Origin of the sequence: Delftia tsuruhatensis, from assembly GCF_903815225.1 — a bacterium.
Classification (GTDB): Bacteria; Pseudomonadota; Gammaproteobacteria; order Burkholderiales; family Burkholderiaceae_C; genus Comamonas; species Comamonas tsuruhatensis_A.
Genome location: NZ_LR813084.1, coordinates 3,825,087 through 3,843,253 on the forward strand (window position 1 = coordinate 3,825,087; position 18,167 = coordinate 3,843,253).

The 18,167-nt window shown below is 64.3% G+C and carries 10 protein-coding genes; 7 read left to right on the plus strand and 3 right to left on the minus strand.

Going from position 1 to position 18,167, the window contains the following annotated elements; all coding sequences use genetic code 11:
• Positions 1-20: 20 nt before the first annotated feature.
• From L1Z78_RS17355 to L1Z78_RS17370, 4 genes are read left to right on the plus strand one after another with little or no spacing between them, the layout of a single operon-like run.
• Positions 21-260: an acyl carrier protein gene (locus tag L1Z78_RS17355; RefSeq protein WP_234637631.1), complete on the plus strand. Its 240-nt coding sequence runs from the start codon at positions 21-23 to the stop codon at positions 258-260.
• A gap of 51 nt (positions 261-311) precedes the next feature.
• Complete coding sequence (locus tag L1Z78_RS17360) at positions 312-1,787, plus strand: AMP-binding protein (RefSeq protein ID WP_234637632.1); 1,476 nt, start codon at positions 312-314, stop codon at positions 1,785-1,787.
• Positions 1,784-2,482, plus strand: a complete 699-nt coding sequence (locus L1Z78_RS17365) for an alginate O-acetyltransferase AlgF (RefSeq protein WP_234637633.1) — start codon at positions 1,784-1,786, stop codon at positions 2,480-2,482. The genes L1Z78_RS17360 and L1Z78_RS17365 overlap by 4 nt, the downstream gene beginning before the upstream one ends.
• 31 nt (positions 2,483-2,513) lie before the next feature.
• On the plus strand, positions 2,514-3,641 hold the full coding sequence (locus L1Z78_RS17370) for an acyl-CoA dehydrogenase family protein (protein ID WP_234637634.1): 1,128 nt from the start codon (positions 2,514-2,516) through the stop codon (positions 3,639-3,641).
• 16 nt (positions 3,642-3,657) lie between these two features.
• On the opposite strand, the gene L1Z78_RS17375 is transcribed toward L1Z78_RS17370, so the two are convergent.
• Positions 3,658-4,632, minus strand: coding sequence for a DUF4434 domain-containing protein (locus L1Z78_RS17375; RefSeq protein ID WP_234637635.1), 975 nt, complete (start codon positions 4,630-4,632; stop codon positions 3,658-3,660).
• 337 nt (positions 4,633-4,969) lie between these two features.
• On the opposite strand from L1Z78_RS17375, the gene L1Z78_RS17380 reads away from it, so the two are divergent.
• Together L1Z78_RS17380 and L1Z78_RS17385 are read left to right on the plus strand one after the other, a co-directional pair.
• Positions 4,970-7,618, plus strand: a complete 2,649-nt coding sequence (locus L1Z78_RS17380) for a type VI secretion system Vgr family protein (RefSeq protein WP_234637636.1) — start codon at positions 4,970-4,972, stop codon at positions 7,616-7,618.
• 54 nt (positions 7,619-7,672) lie between these two features.
• Complete coding sequence (locus L1Z78_RS17385; RefSeq protein ID WP_234637637.1) at positions 7,673-11,911, plus strand: RHS repeat-associated core domain-containing protein; 4,239 nt, start codon at positions 7,673-7,675, stop codon at positions 11,909-11,911.
• Between the two features lie 1,353 nt (positions 11,912-13,264).
• Here the strand turns inward: L1Z78_RS17385 and L1Z78_RS17390 are convergent.
• Positions 13,265-14,596, minus strand: coding sequence for a dicarboxylate/amino acid:cation symporter (locus L1Z78_RS17390; RefSeq protein WP_234637638.1), 1,332 nt, complete (start codon positions 14,594-14,596; stop codon positions 13,265-13,267).
• Between the two features lie 212 nt (positions 14,597-14,808).
• On the opposite strand from L1Z78_RS17390, the gene L1Z78_RS17395 reads away from it, so the two are divergent.
• Complete coding sequence (locus tag L1Z78_RS17395; protein ID WP_234637639.1) at positions 14,809-17,460, plus strand: PAS-domain containing protein; 2,652 nt, start codon at positions 14,809-14,811, stop codon at positions 17,458-17,460.
• A 9-nt stretch (positions 17,461-17,469) separates the two neighbouring features.
• On the opposite strand, the gene L1Z78_RS17400 is transcribed toward L1Z78_RS17395, so the two are convergent.
• The gene (locus L1Z78_RS17400; RefSeq protein WP_234637640.1) at positions 17,470-18,108 is read right to left on the minus strand and encodes a LuxR C-terminal-related transcriptional regulator; all 639 of its coding nucleotides are present in this window, start codon (positions 18,106-18,108) and stop codon (positions 17,470-17,472) included.
• Positions 18,109-18,167 lie beyond the last annotated feature (59 nt).

Below are 18,167 nucleotides of genomic sequence, written 5' to 3' on the forward strand. Positions count from 1 at the left end.
AACCGCCGACGGAGAAAACCATGTCCCTGAACGAGATCGAGACCCGGATTGCCAAGATCATCGAAAACATCATCCTGACTTCGGTCGAACCCGACACCCTGCTGCTGGAATCGGGCCTGGTGGACTCGCTGTCCGCCGTGGACGTGGCGCTGGCCATCGAAAAGGAGTTCGGCGTCAAGATACCGCCCTCGGAGATCGACCTGCACCTGGAATCCGTGCACGCGCTGGCCCAGTACGTGGCCGGGCAGCGCAAGGCCTGATGCGCGCCCACTGTCCGCGCACCGTCATCCACACAGCCGCCAGGAGGCCGCATGCGATTTTGCTTTGACCGCTTCGACTTCATCGAAACCGGTGCCGACACGCAGCGGCCCGCCGTCATCGATGCCGCCGGCACGCTGAGCTGGCAGCAACTGGCCCGGGCCGTGGAGCAATGGGAGCAGCAGGCCCTGGCACGCGGCGCGCGGCGCGACGAGCCCGTGCTGATCACCGGGCACAAGGAGAGCGCCTTTCTCGTGGCCATCATCGGCTGCCTGCGCCTGGGCCTGCCCTTCGTTCCCGTGGACGTGATCAACCCGCCCGAGCGCATGGCGCGCATCGCCACCCTGGTGCAGGCGGGCCTGCACTACGACGCGCAGGCAGGCGCCTTCCTGGACACCGGCATCGCCGCACAGCCGCTGCAGGAGAAATCGCTGGCCTACATCATGTTCACCTCGGGCAGCACGGGCGATCCCAAGGGCGTGCAGATCGGACGCGAAAGCCTGGGCCTGTTCGGTGGCTGGATACGCGACTGCCTGGCCCTGGGCGAGGCCCCGGTGTTCATGGACCAGATGCTGTTCAGCTTCGACTTCTCGCTGTTCAACTGGATGGGAGCGCTGATCACGGGCGGCACCTGCGTGCTGTGCGCGCGCGAGACCATCGCCGACCGCCAGGCCTTCGCCGCCTACCTGGCCCGTACCCATGTCAACGTCTGGGCCTCCACGCCCTCCTTCGTGCGCCAGCAGCTGCTCGATGCCGACTTCGACCAGCAGCACCTGCCCGACCTGCGCGTCTTCGTCTTCGGCGCGGAGTCGCTGACCCCCACCGTGGCCGAAGCGCTCTGGAGCCGTTTTCCCCAGGCCCGCATCATCAACTCCTACGGTCCGACCGAAGCCACCTGCTCGACCACCTGGGTGGAGATCGACCCCGCGCTGCGCGCCCGCGCCCCCCTGCCCTTTCCCATCGGCCGGGCCAAGCCCTATGCCGATGTGTTCCTGGACGAGGGCGAGATCTGCGTGGCCGGCGACCATGTGATGCGCGGCTACCTGAACCGCCCCGACCTGCACGCCAGCCGCATGTTCACACGCAAGGGCAAGCGCGGCTACCGCACGGGCGACCTCGGCGAGATCGACGACCAGGGCCTGGTCACCTTCCATGGCCGGCGCGACGACCAGATCAAGATGCACGGCTACCGCATCGAGCTGGCCGAGGTCGATGCCGTGCTGGCCACCCTGCCGGGCGTGCGCGCCGGGGCCGCCGTCGCGCTCAGGCGGCCCGACGGCTTCATCGTGCGCATGATCGGCTTCGTGGACCTGGACCGCAGCGGCCCGCCCGGCATGCAACCCCTGCCCGAAGAGCTGGCCGGCTGGCGCGAGCTGCTCGCCCGGCGCGTGCCGCCCTACATGATCCCGTCGGAGCTGCTGGCCTGCCACGGCTTTCCGCTGACCCAGACCGACAAGGCCGACCGCAAGCAACTGGAGCGCATGTACCTCGACTCACGCATGCGCCCCGCCAAGGAACCCAAGGAATGACCTTCGCCCGCCCATCCCCCAGCTCCCGCATCCGCCACGCCCTGCTCGCCCTGGCCGGGCTGTCGGCCCTGCCCGCCGCGCACGCCGAAGGCACGCTGGCCCAGCTCTATGCGGCGCGCCCGCCCGCGGGTTCGTCCTTCGTGCGCGTGGTCCATCCCGATGCGGGCGCCCTGCGCGTGAAGATCGCCAACGGCCCCGAGCAGACCCTGTCGGGCGCCAAGCCTGCCAGCAGCTATGCCATCGTCAAGGGCGATACGCCGTTCAGCATCCTGCTTGACGGCAAGAGCGCAGGCCCCATGAAGGTGGTGCCCGGCAGCTTCACCACCCTGGTGCCACGCCAGGACCAGGGTGGCGCCATGCGCTTCACCGCGATCGACGACTCCGGCGGCAGCCAGGACGCGCTCAAGGCCGAATTGCGCTTCTACAACCTGGGCAAGGACTGCGCCGAAGGCGCGCTGCAGGTCGCCACCTCGGGGCCTGCGCTGTTCAAGTCGGTGGCACCGGGGACCTCGGCCAGCCGCTCCATCAACCCGGTCAGCGCCCAGTTGAGCGCCTCCTGTGGCAAGGCTTCCAGCGCGGCCATCGCCCTGCCTCAGCTGCAGCCTGGGGACCACTACAGCCTGTTCATGACCGGCACGGCCGACGCCCCCGTGCTGCGCGGCCAGGCCAGCGCCACCGATCCCTACCGCCCCTGAACCCACCCCATCCGAGGAGACCGACACCGACATGCGCACCGTACTGCGTGAAGACCACCTGCTGCTCCAGCAGCAGGTCGACCGCTTCGTGGCGGCCGAGATCCTGCCCCACATCAACGACTGGGAAAGCGCCGGCATCACGCCACGCGCGCTGTGGCGCAAGGCCGGCGACAGCGGCCTGCTCAACTGCCCCCTGCCCCCGCCCTACGGGCAGGGCGGCGACTTCGGCCACGCCGCCGTGGTCATCGAGGCGCTGGCGCGCGCCAATTGCCTGGGCATCGGCTTTTCCATCCACTCGGACATGGTCGCGCCCTATCTCTGGAACTTCGGTACCCAGGAGCAGAAGGACCGCTGGCTGCCACGCATGGCCACGGGCGAGCTGATCGGTGCCATCGCCCTGACCGAGCCCGGCGCCGGCAGCGACCTCAAGGCCGTGCGCACACGGGCCCGGCGCGAGGGCGCGGACTATGTGCTCGACGGCCAGAAGACCTTCATCACCAACGGCGTCAATGCCGGCCTGATGGTGGTGCTGGCCAGCACCGATCCGGACCTGGGTGCGCGCGGACTGTCCCTCTTCGTCGTGGAGGAAGGCATGCAGGGCCTGGGCAAGGGCCCGGCGCTGCGCAAGATCGGCCAGCACAGCCAGGACACCTGCGAGCTGTTCTTCGAGGGACTGCGCCTGCCGGCCGACCACCTGCTGGGCGAGGAGAACGCAGGCTTCGGCTACGTGATGAGCGAGCTGGCCCAGGAACGGCTGGCCATCGCGCTGCGCGCCGCCGCCTCCACCGAAGGCATGCTGGACAGCGCGGCCGAGTTCGTGCGCAACCGCAAGGTCTTCGGCCGCCGCGTGCTCGACTACCAGAACACCCGCTTCAAGTTCGCCGACGCCCTGGCCAGGACCACCATGCTGCGCGTCTTCCTGGACGACTGCCTGGCGCGCCACATGGACGGCACCCTGGACGCCGTCACCGCCGCCATGGCCAAGCTCAACGCCACCGAGCTGCAGGGCCAGGTGCTGGACGAGCTGCTGCAGCTGCACGGCGGCTACGGCTACATGGCCGAGTACGGCATCGGCCGTGCCTGGAGCGATGCGCGGGCGCTGCGCATCTTCGGGGGCAGCAGCGAAATCCTCAGGGAGATCATCGGCAAGCGCTTCTGACCCGGCCACCGCCCGTTCAGCGGGCGGCGGATTTCCAGTCGCGCAGGAGCTGCCTGGCTTCGGGGGTGTCGCCCAGCACCCAGGGGTCGATGGCGAAGGCCACGACGCGCTGGGCACCATAGTCCCGGGCCACATCCCACTGCTGGCGCACGCGATCGAAGCTGGCGGCGCGCGCCCGGAAGTCGGAGCCGTCGGGGCGGGTCGGCGGCAGTTGTTCGAACAGCTCCACGATCAGGTCGAACGGCGCCCGGCGCTCCAGCAGCATCTGCTGCAGCGGCGCCAGGGCCTCGTAGTTGCGCAGGCCTGCCACACCCACGCCGTCCTGCACCATGGGGTGCAGGGAGATGCGGTCCAGCAGGATGCTCCACAGCGTGGCCAGGCTGCCCAGGGTCTGCAGCTGGCTGAAGTAGGTGGAGATGGTAGGCAACTGGCCCGTCGTGGCCACGGCGGCCTGCGCCATGGGCTGCAGCGCCCCCACCAGCAGCTCGATGCGCTCGGGCGCGGCCCAGTGGTACTGCTCCAGCTCATAGGGGATGTACCAGCCGCGAAAGGCCCCATGGCGCGGCCAGATGCTGGCGTACATGTGGTTCACCCCCTGCTCGGCGATATGGGACAGGTAGGGCGCGGGCCCCGCGGCATTGGTGAAGCTGATCTGTTTCCACCAGCGCTCGTCATAGGGCAGGCCCAGGTGCACGCCCATGCCCAGCTCCGCGCAGATGTCCAGCAGGTCGGCGATCTGCGTGTCGGCCAGCATCCAGCTGTCGGACTGGGCATCGCCCGCCAGGCCCGACCATTGCACGAACAGTTCCCGGCACCCCAGGGCCTGCGTGGCGACCAGGCGCTGGCGCCACTGCTCGCGCGGCATGTCGAGGTGGCTGCGCCAGGGTTGCAGAAAGCTCCCCGACACGGGTGCCGAGGCCGCGCAGCCGGTCAGCGAGGCGCAGGCTGCGGCGATGCCGGCTCCGAGGAATTCGCGTCTGGACAGGTGCATGGGAAGAGTAGGCGCCAGGGCCAGGTACAAGAAGTCCCGAGAATACGCCATGCCAAAGCGTGTGATGCACTTTTACGAACCCGCGCTGGCTGCGCGCTGGTGATCGCAAGGCCCAGTGCGCAGCCAAGGCCCATGCCTTGGCAATCGCTGCCACTTTGCCCAGTGCACTGCTCCCGCCGGGCAAGGCTCAGAACTTTCCTAGGAATAGTCTTGTTCTTTGGGAATCCCTTCCCAAGGCTTCCATGGTTGCGCATGATTTGCAGATCCACCGTGTAGCCCCATCAAAAAAGCACGCGCACGGCATTCCAGATCATTGCCCGGGGGAGGGGCGCATTCCATGTCCAACCGCACCTTCATCGTCCACAGCCCATTGGGCGAGCAACTGGAATTCCGCGCCCTGTCCGGAGAGGAAGGCATCTCCCGCCTCTTCGAATTCCGCATACGCCTGATCAGTGAAACCCCCTCCATCTCCGCCAAGGAACTGCTGGGCAAGGACATGAGCGTGGAGATCGACCTGACCACCGAACGCCATGGCGGCGGCAAGCGATTTCTGTCGGGGCAGGTGACGCAGTTCACCTACACCGGCAAAGACGGAAAATTCAGTGCATATGAAGCCGTCGTGCGCCCCTGGCTATGGCATGCCACACGCCGCTCGGACTTCAGGATCTTCCAGTTCAAGACCGTGCCGGACATCCTCCAGGAGGTGCTGGCGCCCTACGGCTTTGCCATCGACAACCGGCTGGCCGACGAGTACCGCGAATGGGTCTACCTGGTCCAGTACGGCGAGTCGGACTTCAACTTCGTCGCGCGCCTCATGGAGATGGAGGGAATTTTCTTCTTCTTCTCCCACAGCCAGGGCAGCCACACCCTGGTGCTGGCCGACGACATCGGCTCGCTGAGCCCGCTGCCCAACGGACCTGCCACCATCCCCTACTACTCGGGTGACCGCGCGGCCCACGTGAAGGATGAGGATCACATCGATGGCTGGACCTTCGCCGAGGACATCGCCTCGGGCCACTTCGAGGCCGACGACTACGACTTCGAACGCCCCAAGGCCACGCTGACCACCCGCCAGCATCAGCCTGCCGGCCACAGGGAAGACAGCCGCGAGATCTACGACTGGCCCGGCGGCTACACCCAGCAGGGCGATGGCGAGCACTACGCCCGCGTGCGCATCGAGCAGCAAAAGGCACGGCGCGAGATGGCGCAGGGCGAGGGCAACGCGCGCAACATCGCGCCGGGCTACCTGTTCACGCTCAGCAAGTACCCGCGCCAGGACCAGAACAAGCCCTACCTGATCGAGTCGGCCACCTACCGCTTCGAGGAGAACGTGCGCCGCAGCGACGGCGCGGGCGGCAGCGGCCGCTCCAAGCGCGCGGGCACGGACAGCCCCACCACCTACCGCATCAGCTTCGCCACCGTGCCCAAGAGCGTGGCCTACCGCAGCCAGCGCAGCACGCCCAAGCCCCACACCACGGGCCCGCAGACGGCGGTGGTCACGGGCCCCGCGGGCGAGGAGATCTACACCGACAAGTACGGCCGCGTGAAGGTGCAGTTCCATTGGGACCGCTACGGCAAGATGGACGAGAACTCCAGCTGCTGGATCCGCGTCAGCCAGACCTGGGCGGGGGCGGGCTACGGCAGCATGCACATCCCGCGCATAGGGCAGGAGGTCATCGTCGACTTCCTCAACGGCGACCCGGACCATCCCATCATCACGGGCCGCGTCTACAACGCCTTGCAGATACCGCCCTGGGATCTGCCGGCCAACAAGACGCAGTCGGGCATCAAGACGCATTCCAGCAAGGGCGGCGTGCCGGGCGACGGCATGAAGAACAGCCCGGGCACGGCCAATGTCCTGCGCTTCGAGGACAAGGCCGGTGCGGAGCAGCTGTGGCTGCATGCGCAGAAAGATCAGCTCACCGAGGTCGAGAACAACGAGGAAAAGTGGGTCGGTAACGATAGGCGCAAGGTCATAGACCGGGACGAATTCAACACCATCCACCGCGACAGGACGGAGGTGGTGGACCGCAACGAGAAGATCAACGTGCATGGCTGGCGCACGGAGGAAGTCGACCTGGACGAGACCATCACCATCCACAAGAACCGCAAGGAGCGGGTGGACCTGAACGAGAAGATCTCCATCGGCATCAACCGTACCGAGGACGTCGGCAACAACGAGAAGCTCAGCATCGGCCTCAATCGCACCAAGAGCGTCGGCGTGATGGAGAACGTCACCATCGGCCTGCTCAAAACCCAGAGCATCGGTCTTGCGTATATGCAGAACGTAGGCATTGCCAAGATGCACAACTACGGCATGGTCTACAGCCTCAATGTCGGCATGGCGATGAATGCAAGCGTGGGCCAGAGCTACGCGGCAACCATCGGCAAGACGATGAACCTGGAGGTAGGTGAAGCCAAGAGCGAAATCGTGGGCAAGGTCTCGGTGCACAAGGTGGGAGAGCATCTGGAGTGGGCCTGCGGCAAGGCCAAGATCGTGCTCAAGAGCGATGGCGGTATCTACCTCAAGGGCGCCTACATCGAACTGCAGGCGGAGGGCGGGATCAACGGCGATGCCGGCATGATCCAGTGGAACTGCCAGGCAAGCCAGTCGCCACCGACGCCCCCCAAGAGCGATGGCCAGCGCACAGACTCTGGCGGAGAACCTGGCGATGGTGGAGGTGAAGGCGCAGATGACGCTGTGTCGTCGGGCGGCTCTTCGCCGCCAGGGGGGAATTCATTCGTTGCCTCGGACTCTGCCGGGGCGGGTCAGCCTGGTGGACTGAGCGCAGGTGGCTCTGCGTCGGGACTCGGTGGCGCACTGGGAGCCATGGCCGCCATGGCAGGCATGGCCACCTCCCTGGGTGCCGCTGGCGGCAAGCTCGGTGCGCTTGGCGGGACGCTTGGTTCGGTGGGTGGCTTGACAGGCGCAGGCGGAGCTTCCGCAGCAGCGCCGGCCTCGCCAGGCCCGCTGATCCACTTCTGAGCATCCCAGGCCTCGGGCCAACCACAAACAATCAGGACAACAGGGAGAAACTGCATGACAGGCTTGCCAGCAGCGCGCCAAACCGACATGACATTGCACGGAGGGCCCATCACGCAGGGCTCACTCACGGTGCATATCGGCTCATCGGGCGGGGTTGCCTGCTCCACCTGCCCTGCCGGTGTTTCTGTCGGAAACCCGGTCAATCCCATGCTGGGCGCCAAGGTGCAAAGTGCAGAAATCGACATGGCGCTGCTTGGCCCCTTGCCTTTCGTGCTCACGCGCGAGTATTCCAGCTACCAGACAGACGCTCCCGCGCCAGTGGGGCTGCTGGGTCCCGGCTGGTGGTTGCCCAGTGAAGTCAGCCTGCTGCAAACGGAAGGCTCCCTCGCGCTCAATGACAGCAAGGGCCGCACCATCCGGTTCGAGCCACTCACTCCAGGCCAGGCCGCTTACAGCCGCAGCGAAAGCCTCTGGATCGTGCGCGGTGGGTTGGAGCGGCTGGACCAACACAAAGGACTGGCGGTTGCTCGCTTGAATACAAGCTGGATGTGCCTTGACGAAAATGACCGCTGCAACAGCAGGCTTTTCTTTGTCACGAACAACCTGCTGGGGCCTTGGTGGATTTTTGGTGCAGCGGGAGATTCGCCCTCATTGAACGACATCACGGGCCAGCGACTGAGCCTGCTTGGCATGGGCGACCGCTTTGGCCGCACGCAGCGCCTGGGCCGCGACGCGCAAGGCCGGATCAACACGGTGCAAGATGGCAGCGGCAGGCAATACCGACTCGAACTCGAAGCGGTGCCGGGCGCCGTCAACGAAGGAGCGAATGGCTGGGGGGTGGACAGCGGGATTCGCCTGGTCGCCGTGTATCTCGCGCGGGACCCGCACTGGCCCGAGGTCCCCTCCGCGCCTCTGGTGCGTTACGCATACAGCGCGCGCGGCGAACTCATGGCGGTCTACGGGCGAGATGCCAGTTTGCGGCGCAGCTTTGAATACCACCCGAAACTACCGGGCCGCATGACGACCCACGCTCATACAGGTCGTCCGCCTGTGGGCTATGTCTACGACGAGCACGGCAAGGTCATGGAACAGCATCGGCAAGGCGCACTGTCCTACCGTTTCGACTACGCGAAGGACAGCACCACCGTCACCGACAGCCTTGGGCGCACCAGCATCTACCACTTCGAAGGCCAGGCAGGACTCAGGCGCGTCACGAAGCTTCAGCATCCGGACGGCAGCACCACGCAAAGCCGCTACGACGCCAGCGGCCGGCTTGTCGCAAGCATCGACGCCCTGGGCCGCGAGACCTGCTACGAACTGGACATACCGACAGGCAATATCCTGGGCATCACCTTGCCCGATGGCAGGCAAACCCGCTGGGGCTACAACATGCAAGGTCAGGTGGTACGAACCACCGGCCCAGGCAGGGTCAATGAGTCCTTGGAGTACGACCCACTGGGGCGCCTGGCGGCCAGCATCGATGCCCTGGGCCACGTGACCCGCTATCGCTATGCGCAGCCGCAAAGCGAAATGCCCAGTGCCATTGAAGATGCGCGAGGAGGTCAAAGGCACCTCACCTGGAACGCCACAGGCTTGCTCACCAGCCATACCGACTGCTCGGGCAGCGTCACCCGCTACCACTACGACCACTGGGGCCAGCGCATCGAAACCCGCGGCGAAGAAGGCGCGCGCAGTAGCAGCCAGTACGACGGCACAGGCCTTCTTGTCACCCACACCAACGCGTTGAACCAGACAACGGCATATGCCTACAACGCCGCTGGAGACACTATCCGCATCACTGGTGCGGATGGCGCCAATGCGGAATTCAAACGTGATATGCAGGGGCAATTGACAGAATATCAATACGGTGGCGGCACTACCGTCTTGAGGCAGAAATTTCAATATGACCAGGCTGGCCGCCTGATTGTCCTCACCAACGAAAATGGCGCCCACACCACCTTCGAATATGACGCCATGGATCGACTTGTCAAGCAAGTCAACTTCGACGGTCGCACGCAAGGCTGGTGCTACAACGCTGCAGGCGAGGTGACGCGGAGCCATGATGAGAATCTGATCAGCAACTACGGGCACGATCCGGTGGGCCGCGTCGTTGCGCGCCAGACCTTTCTGCAAGAGTTTCCCGAGGATGTGCAGCACGAGCAATTCGATTATGGCGAAGATGGCAGGCTGCGAAAAGCCTGGCATCGTACGGAGTTGGGCGGCAGCACCATCGCGGTGGAATTCATTCGTGACTCCATGGGCCGCAGCATTGAGGAAACCCAATGCATTACCGGTGCGGATGGAAACAAATCATGGAGCCACACAGTCAAGCGTGCATTCAATGAACTGGGCATTGAATCGAAAACCCACTATGAAGGCTTGAACCCTATCGAATGGCAAACCTACGGCTCTGGCCATTTGCATGGCGTTGTACTGGATGGTCGAAGCGTGATCGAATTTGAGCGCGACAAGCGGCACCGCGAAACGAAACGCCAGTTCGGCCCCACGCAAACTGAAAGCAGTTATGACACGCTCTCGCGCCTGTCCTGCCAGCACACGCACAGCCCGCTCATCAGCGAGGTCAATGCGTTCAAACGCCAGCACCACTATGACGCAGCCGGCCAGCTCACCCGTATCGAAACCGCCCAGGGCCCGCACCAGTATGGCTATGACGAGGCAGGCCGCCTGGTGAGCGCTCTCCAGCCAGGCTTGGCACAGCAGCACTTTCGGTTTGACTCTGCCGGCAACCGTCTTTTTGAAGAACGGCAAGCCCAAACGCCACAAGCGAACTGGGAAGAGACCGTGCGCCAGCACATCCTGGACAAGGACTTCAACCTGCTGGCGTGGGACAGCACGCAGGAAGATCATGGCGGAGAGCCCAGGTGGATGGACAACCGCGTCAAGGACGATGGCGAGTTCTACTACGAGTACGATGGCTGGGGCAATCTCAGGCGCAAATACAAAACAGAAGGCCACGAAGAGCATCGCTACCACTACGACAGCTACCACCGGCTGATCCGATACACGCTGGAGTCGGACACCCAGGTGCAGGGTGCGAACTACCACTACGACCCGTTTGGGCGACGGGTGGCAAAACAGGTGCAGCACGCAGACAAGGACGGCAACCTGACGGGGGGCGCTGAAACCACCTTCTACGGCTGGGATGGTGACCGGCTCGTGCTCACCGAGCACAACCAGCGGCAAATCCACACCATCTACGAGCCGGGCAGCTTTGTGCCGCTGATCCGCATCGAGGGGAGCAAGGCACCACCCGGGCGCACGCTGGTGCAAAAGCTGCAAGAAAGCGGCAACACGATAGATGGCAAGACCCGGGCCATCCTCGAAGGCCTGGAGCAGGAATTGCGCCAAGACAACTTGAGCCCGGTCTCGCAGCAGTGGATGCGGCAAGCACGACTGCAACCCGAAACCCTCAAGGCCATGCTCGATGAGAAGCCGCCCGGGCGCGAGCAGCAGATACACCTGTACCACTGCGACCACCTGGGCACGCCGCTGGCGCTCATCGACCCGCAGGGCAGGATCGCCTGGGCGGCTCGCGTGGGGCCATGGGGAAACGTCATTGCGACATACAACCCCGAAAATCTGAACCAGCCCATTCGGCTACCAGGACAGCATGAGGATGAAGAAAGTGGGCTGTATTACAACCGGCATCGGTATTACGACCCAGGGCTGGGGGCTTATATCAGTCAAGATCCGACTGGGTTGATGGGGGGCATGAATACATCCGTTTATGCACCAGATCCATTGCAATGGATTGATCCACTAGGGTTAGTGAGATGGTCTGATGCAGTGAATAATGGGCTAGGAATACTAGGAAATGCGGGCGGTGCAATCGTTGGCAGTGCGTTGTTGGCAGCGCCGGAGCCAACCTTGATAACAAAAGTTGCTGGATCTGCTGTGCTTTCAAAATCTGTGTATGGTTTTGGCGCAAGCCGGTATGGATTTACCAGGGCACTTAGTGACGATTCAAGCTTCGATATCCCGAGCGATCAATCATCTTTGCCTCGCACACTTGTGTGTGCAGTCGGCTGCAATAACACTGGCAGAGGGGTTGCCGATGCCATTGATTTAAGCTTGGATTTGGCTGTTGGAAAAATTCCAGTCAGCAACAAAATAAAACTACCCATAAAATGGGGCATGGATGTAGATCCTCCTTGGAAACAGCCTATCAGTAGCATGTTCACACAAGGGCAAAACACCGCTCTGGATGTATTGCAAGGAGCCTCTGCTTTGCAGAGCTTGATTAATTCCGGCAGTTCCATTTGTAGAAAATAAAAATCCATTAGGAAGAATCTGAAAATACCGTTCAACAGGTGCGTCTGACGCCGCAGCTGAAAAACTGCTTTGCAATACGCCATTAGGGCGCCGTTTCGTAGGCTCAGCAGACCTGTTTCACACCTCATGGCACCATCCCCCAACAGACGCACCTTAGGACTTTTGCAAACCATATCAGCCAATAGTACTATTGATTAGAAATCAATCAAGCAAAACCAATAAATTACAGAATATTTAAACCATTCCCCAAGAAGAATTTCTTGAAATGCGAAGATTCCTACTGCCTTGACAAACACCATCCATGAAAATAGATCACAAATCGTTCTTGGTACATTTTGAAAAATTCTCAGATATATATGCTGGTCTTGTATCGATTTTGATGAATTTAATTTTGATTTTTCATTTAAATGAAGACAATATAAGTCTATTATTTTGCTTGGTATTTTACATATTTTGTGGATTATATATATTTGGTGCTGGTTCAAAGGAGTATAAGAAAAAGAATAAACGAGGGTATTTTATACTATTACTATTTTATCTTATTCCATATATTACATCCGGGATTTTCTTGATTTGTCGATGGAAAATATGATCTTTCAATACAAAGAATACTCCTATGCCACAGCATCAGCAGCTACTAATTCAATCAAATTTTCCCTATAAACCAGATTGAATTTGGAGTTGAATTTGATCTAATCCAGTGGACAGTTTCTGGATTTATTTCCAAACTATCGCCCTCCATCTAATTCCGGAAGTTTCAAAACTGGGATAGGGTTGCTTCCGGCGCCGCCGATAGTCGTGAAAGAGAAGCAATTAAAAGGTCGATATTTCCGTGGAGCAGATCGCATATGCACTTCGCCTGGCTGAGTCGGGCGTACCCGTTGTCGATTTCTGATGCCAGACCGGCATGTCCGAGGCGACGTACTGCATCTGGAAAAAGAAGTTCGCAGATCCGGCGCCATGAAGCTCAACCGCCTGAAGATGCGCGGGACAAGAATGCCAGGTTGAAGCGCTTCGTGGCCGACCCGACCCTGGACACACAGATCTTGCGGGAGGTCGTCCGAAAAAGGCGCTGAAGGCCGGCAAGCGGCGTGAGCTGGCAGCCTGGATCAGGAGCGTACGCAGGTCGTGTCGGCAGGCGCTGCTGCGGCCCTCGGCCTGGTATCAGAGGAGCGAGGCACGTGATCCAGGCGCGCTGCGCCTGCGCATCAGGGGGATCGCGATGGAGTGCCCACGATTCGGGTATCTGCGCGTGCTGGGTATCGGCTGGAAGGATTGCAGCTTCGCATGAAGATCTGGGCCGACTACCGATGAGGCCGGGGGGACTGCGCCTGCCGCCCCGGCCCTTTCGCGTCAGGCCTTGGCCACGGCGGCTTCGGTGGGCAGGGCCGCCATGGTGGGTTCGCCGTCCAGGGCGGCGTTGAGCTTGCCGTAGTCCAGCTCGTTTTCCCAGCGCGAGACCACCACGGTGGCCACGGCATTGCCCATGAAGTTGGTCAGCGAGCGGCATTCGCTCATGAAGCGGTCCACACCCAGGATCAGGGCCATGCCGGCCACCGGCACTTCGGGCACCACGGCCAGCGTGGCCGCCAGGGTGATGAAGCCCGCGCCGGTCACGCCGGCCGCGCCCTTGGAGCTGAGCATGGCTACCAGCAGCAGCGCGATCTCGTGGCCCAGGGTCAGGTGGGTGTTGGTGGCCTGGGCGATGAACAGTGCCGCCAGCGTCATGTAGATGTTGGTGCCGTCCAGGTTGAAGGAGTAGCCCGTGGGCACGACCAGGCCGACGACGGACTTGCCGCAGCCGGCGCGCTCCATCTTCTGCATCAGCGAAGGCAGGGCCGATTCGGAGGACGAGGTGCCCAGCACCAGCAGCAGCTCGGCCTTCAGGTAGCGGGCCAGCTTGAGCACCGAGAAGCCGCACAGGCGTGCCACGAAGCCCAGCACCACGACCACGAACAGCAGCGAGGTCACGTAGAACGAGCCCACCAGCCAGGCCAGGTTGACCAGCGAACCCAGGCCGAACTTGCCGATGGTGAAGGCGATGGCACCGAAGGCCCCCAGCGGAGCGGCCTTCATCAGGATGCCGACCAGCTTGAACACGGGTGCCGTCAGCGCCTCCAGGAAGTTGAGCACGGGCTTGCCGGCTTCGCCGACCATGGCCAGCGAGATGCCGAACAGCACGGCCACGAACAGCACCTGCAGGATGTTGTCGCCCACGAAGGGGCTGACCAGGGTCTTGGGGATGATGTCCATGGCAAAGCCCGTGAGCGTCAGCTCATGCGACTTGGCCACGTAGCCCTTGACGGCGGCCTGGTCGAGGTCGGCCGGATTGATGTTCATGCCGGCGCCGGGCTGCACCACGTGCGCCACCACCATGCCGACCACCAGGGCCAGCGTGGAGAAGAACAGGAAGTAGGCCATGGCCTTGAGGAACACCCGGCCCACCGTGCGCAGGTGCGTCATGCCGGCGATGCCGGTGACGATGGTCAGGAAGATCACCGGCGCGATGATCATCTTCACCAGCTTGATGAAGGCATCGCCCAGGGGCTTGAACTGTTCGGCGTACTGGGGCTCGAAGTGGCCGAGCAGCACGCCCGCCACGATGGCGACCACCACCTGGAAATACAGTTGACGGTAGAAAGGCAGCCGCTCGGGGATGGCGACTTCGGTGGGGACGGCGTGCATGGTGCGGCTCCGGCAGGACTCTGTGGGGGTTGGCGCACCACCAAGGTGCGGCGAGGTGCAGGTTGTACCGCTGGCGTCTTCCCGTGCCGATAACCTATTGGTATTAGGTCGCGGCGCTCTCCTGGGAGGGCGTGCACCAGAATAAGGGTAATCCCCAGGCCTCATTCAGGCCCGCAAGGCACCAAGCTGGCGCCCAATCGGGTCCAGACCCCATGCCCACTTCCCTTCGCCGCTCCTTCCGCACCCTGTCGCTGCTGTTCGGTGGCATGCTCGCCTGCATGCTGCTGGCCGGCGAGCTGGCCTGGCACCACGCGCTGCGTGGCGAGGCCGAAAGCGTGCAGCGCCAGCTCACCCTCTACGCCCAGGCGCTGGGCCAGCGCATAGACCGCTACCGCACCCTGCCCGAGGTGCTGGCCCTGGACGAGCAACTGCGTACCGCCCTCACCCACCCCCTTTCGCCCGCCGAGGTCGACGCCCTCAACCGCAAGCTGGAGCAGGCCAACGGTGCCAGCCAGTCCTCCACGCTGACGCTGATCGACCGCCACGGCACGGCCCTGGCCGCCAGCAATTGGCGCGAGGCGCGCAGCAACGTGGGCGTGGACTACAGCTTCCGGCCCTATGTGCAGCAGGCCCTGGCACACGGCAGCGGACGCTTCTACGGCATCGGCCTGACCACGGGCGTTCCGGGCTACTTCCTGTCGCAGGCCATCCTGGACGCACAAGGCGCGGTCGCGGGGCTGGTGGTGATCAAGATCGCGCTGCTGGAGCTGGAGCGCGAATGGCTGCAGACCCCCGACGTGGTTCTGGCATCGGACGAACATGGCGTGGTCTTCCTGGCCAGCCAGCCGGACTGGCGCTACCGCCTGCTGACGCCCCTGACCCCGGCCGACCAGGCGGACCTGGCCGCCACGCGCCAGTACATCGATCAGGAACTGCACCCCATGCGCTACCGGATCCGCGAAAGCCTGGAGCCCGGCAGCCGGCTGGCGCAGCTGCAGGAGCCTTCCCTGCCGGGCACCACGCTGTGGCAGACCCTGCACCTGCCGGGCAGCGACTGGCGGCTGCACCTGCTGCACGACACGCAGGCCAGCACCGTGGCCGGGCGCTGGGCGGCGGCAGCGGCGGCCGGCGGCTGGCTGGCGCTGTGCCTGCTGGTGCTGTTCATCCGCCAGCGACGCCGGCTGGCCGCGTTGCGCCTGCGCAGCCGCCTGGAACTGGAGACCGTGCTGCGCCAGCATGCCCAGGAGCTGCGCACGGCGCAGGACGGCATCGTCCAGGCGGCGCGCCAGGCCGACACCGGGCTGAGCCGCAGCCTGGAGCATCTGCCCCAGGGCGTGGTGGTCATCGACGCCGACCTGAACCTGGTGGCCTGGAACTCGCGCTACGTGGAGCTGTTCCGTTTCCCTGCCGAGCTGCTGCGCATCGGCCAGCCCATCGAGGACCTGTTCCGCTACAACGCCCGGCGCGGCCTGCTGGGCCCCGGCCCCATCGAGGAGGCGATCCACCGCCGCCTGCAGCACCTGCGCAGCGGCAGCCCCCACCTGCGCGAAAGCACCAAGGACGATGGCACCGTGCTGGAGATCCGCGGCAACCCCCTGCCCGACGGCGGCTTCGTGACCAGCTATGCCGACATCACCAGCTACAAGAACGCGGCACGCGATCTGCGCTCCCTGGCCGACGCGCTGGAGCAGCGCATCGCCGAACGCACGCGCGACCTGGCCGAGGCCAAGCGCGAGGCCGAGCAGGCCAACCGCTACAAGACCCGCTTCGTGGCGGCCGCCGTGCATGACCTGCTGCAGCCGCTGAACGCCGCGCGCATGTTCAGCTCCCTGCTGCGCGGCCACCTGCACGACGACGCAGGCCGGCATGTGGCCGACAGCATCGACGGTGCCCTGGCCGCCCAGGATGCCATCCTGGGCAGCCTGCTGGACATCTCGCGCATGGAGTCGGGCCAGCTGGAGGTGCGGGTGCGCGATTTCGCGCTGGGACCGCTGCTGCAGGTCATGCGCCACAACTTCGGCATCCTGGCCGAAAGCCGGGGACTGCGCCTGAGCGGCGTGGACACCCGCTGCGTGGTGCGCAGCGACGAGGCGCTGCTGCGCCGCATCCTGCAGAACTTCCTGTCCAACGCCATACGCTATACGCGCCAGGGTCGCATCGTGATCGGATGCCGGCGCCAGGGCCCGCACCTGCGCATCGAGGTCCACGACCAGGGCCCAGGCATCCCCGAAAGCCTGCAGCACGAGATCTTCGAGGAGTTCCGCCGACTGGACGAAGGCCATGGCGAGGACCGTGGCGCGGGCCTGGGCCTGGCCATCGTCGAGCGCCTGGGCCGGCTGCTGGGCCATGAGATCGGCCTGCGCTCGCAACTGGGCCGGGGCAGCGTGTTCTGGGTCTGCGTGCCGCTGGGTGACCCTGCCGCAGTGCCGCAGATCACCACCACCGCGCCCGGAGGCGATCCCGACCAGGACGCACCGCTGCTGGGCATGAGCGCCTGGCACGTGGAGGACGACGCCCAGACCTGCACTGCCATGCGTGCCCTGTTGCAGCGCTGGGGCTGCGAGGTGCCCCTGGCCGGCGGACCGGCCGAGGCACTGGCCCTGGCCGCCCCCGGCCAGGCACCCCAGCTCGTGCTGCTGGACGTGCGGCTGGGCCAGCTCCACGGCCCCGACGTCTATGCACAGCTGTGCCAGCGCTGGGGGCAGTCGCCGCCGGTCATCCTGGTCACGGCCGAGCGCGACGGCACGCTGCGCCGCCAGGCGGCCGAACGCGGCTGGGGCTTTCTGGCCAAGCCGGTGCGCCCGCCCGCGCTGCGCGCCCTCATGAGCCAGATGCTGCTGCGCCACCGCGACAAGGGCGGCTGAGCCGCCCGCTCACATCGCGTCGTCGTTCTCCAGGCTCTTGACCAGCACGGCCGCCTGGGTGCGGCTGTAGCACTCCAGCTTCTTGAGGATGGCCGTCACATGCACCTTGACGGTGTTCTCGGCCAGGCCCAGTTCATGGGCGATCTGCTTGTTGAGCAAGCCGTCGGCCAGGCACAGCAGCACCCGGAACTGCTGGGGCGTGAGCTGGGCCAGTCGCGCGGCCAGCGCGGCATCGGCCTCGGAGCGCTCGGCCGCCATGGGCGGAAACCAGCTGCCGCCGTCCAGCACTTCCTGCAGCGCCGCGCCTATCGCCTCGGCCGGCGCCGACTTCGGGATGAAACCGGCGGCGCCGAACTGCTGGGCCCGCCGGATCACGCGCGGATGGTCGTTGGAGGAGATCACCACCACCGGAATGTCCGGGTACTCGCCACGCACATGCAGCAGCGCCGAGAAGCCACGCGCTCCGGGCATGGCCAGGTCCAGCAGCACCAGCTCGATCTCCGGATGCTGCTGGAGCGCCGTGCCCAGCGTGGCGGCGCTGGCCGCCTCCAGCACCGCGAACCGGGGCAGGGACTCGCGCAGCACATGGATGACCGCGGCGCGGAACAGCGGATGGTCATCGGCGACGAGAAGCGTGGGTTCGGACATGGGCCAAGTCTGACACGTCTGGAAGCACTTGCCGCGCTCACCTTTCGTTGCAAGCTGGC

What these genes read in the sequence shown, in the direction of transcription:
- L1Z78_RS17370 (WP_234637634.1), top strand. Translation starts at nt 2,514, where the DNA reads ATGCGCACCGTACTGCGTGAAGACCACCTGCTGCTCCAGCAGCAGGTC.
- L1Z78_RS17365 (WP_234637633.1), top strand. Translation starts at nt 1,784, where the DNA reads ATGACCTTCGCCCGCCCATCCCCCAGCTCCCGCATCCGCCACGCCCTG.
- L1Z78_RS17355 (WP_234637631.1), top strand. Translation starts at nt 21, where the DNA reads ATGTCCCTGAACGAGATCGAGACCCGGATTGCCAAGATCATCGAAAAC.
- L1Z78_RS17380 (WP_234637636.1), top strand. Translation starts at nt 4,970, where the DNA reads ATGTCCAACCGCACCTTCATCGTCCACAGCCCATTGGGCGAGCAACTG.
- L1Z78_RS17375 (WP_234637635.1), bottom strand. Translation starts at nt 4,632, where the DNA reads ATGCACCTGTCCAGACGCGAATTCCTCGGAGCCGGCATCGCCGCAGCC.
- L1Z78_RS17400 (WP_234637640.1), bottom strand. Translation starts at nt 18,108, where the DNA reads ATGTCCGAACCCACGCTTCTCGTCGCCGATGACCATCCGCTGTTCCGC.
- L1Z78_RS17385 (WP_234637637.1), top strand. Translation starts at nt 7,673, where the DNA reads ATGACAGGCTTGCCAGCAGCGCGCCAAACCGACATGACATTGCACGGA.
- L1Z78_RS17395 (WP_234637639.1), top strand. Translation starts at nt 14,809, where the DNA reads ATGCCCACTTCCCTTCGCCGCTCCTTCCGCACCCTGTCGCTGCTGTTC.
- L1Z78_RS17360 (WP_234637632.1), top strand. Translation starts at nt 312, where the DNA reads ATGCGATTTTGCTTTGACCGCTTCGACTTCATCGAAACCGGTGCCGAC.
- L1Z78_RS17390 (WP_234637638.1), bottom strand. Translation starts at nt 14,596, where the DNA reads ATGCACGCCGTCCCCACCGAAGTCGCCATCCCCGAGCGGCTGCCTTTC.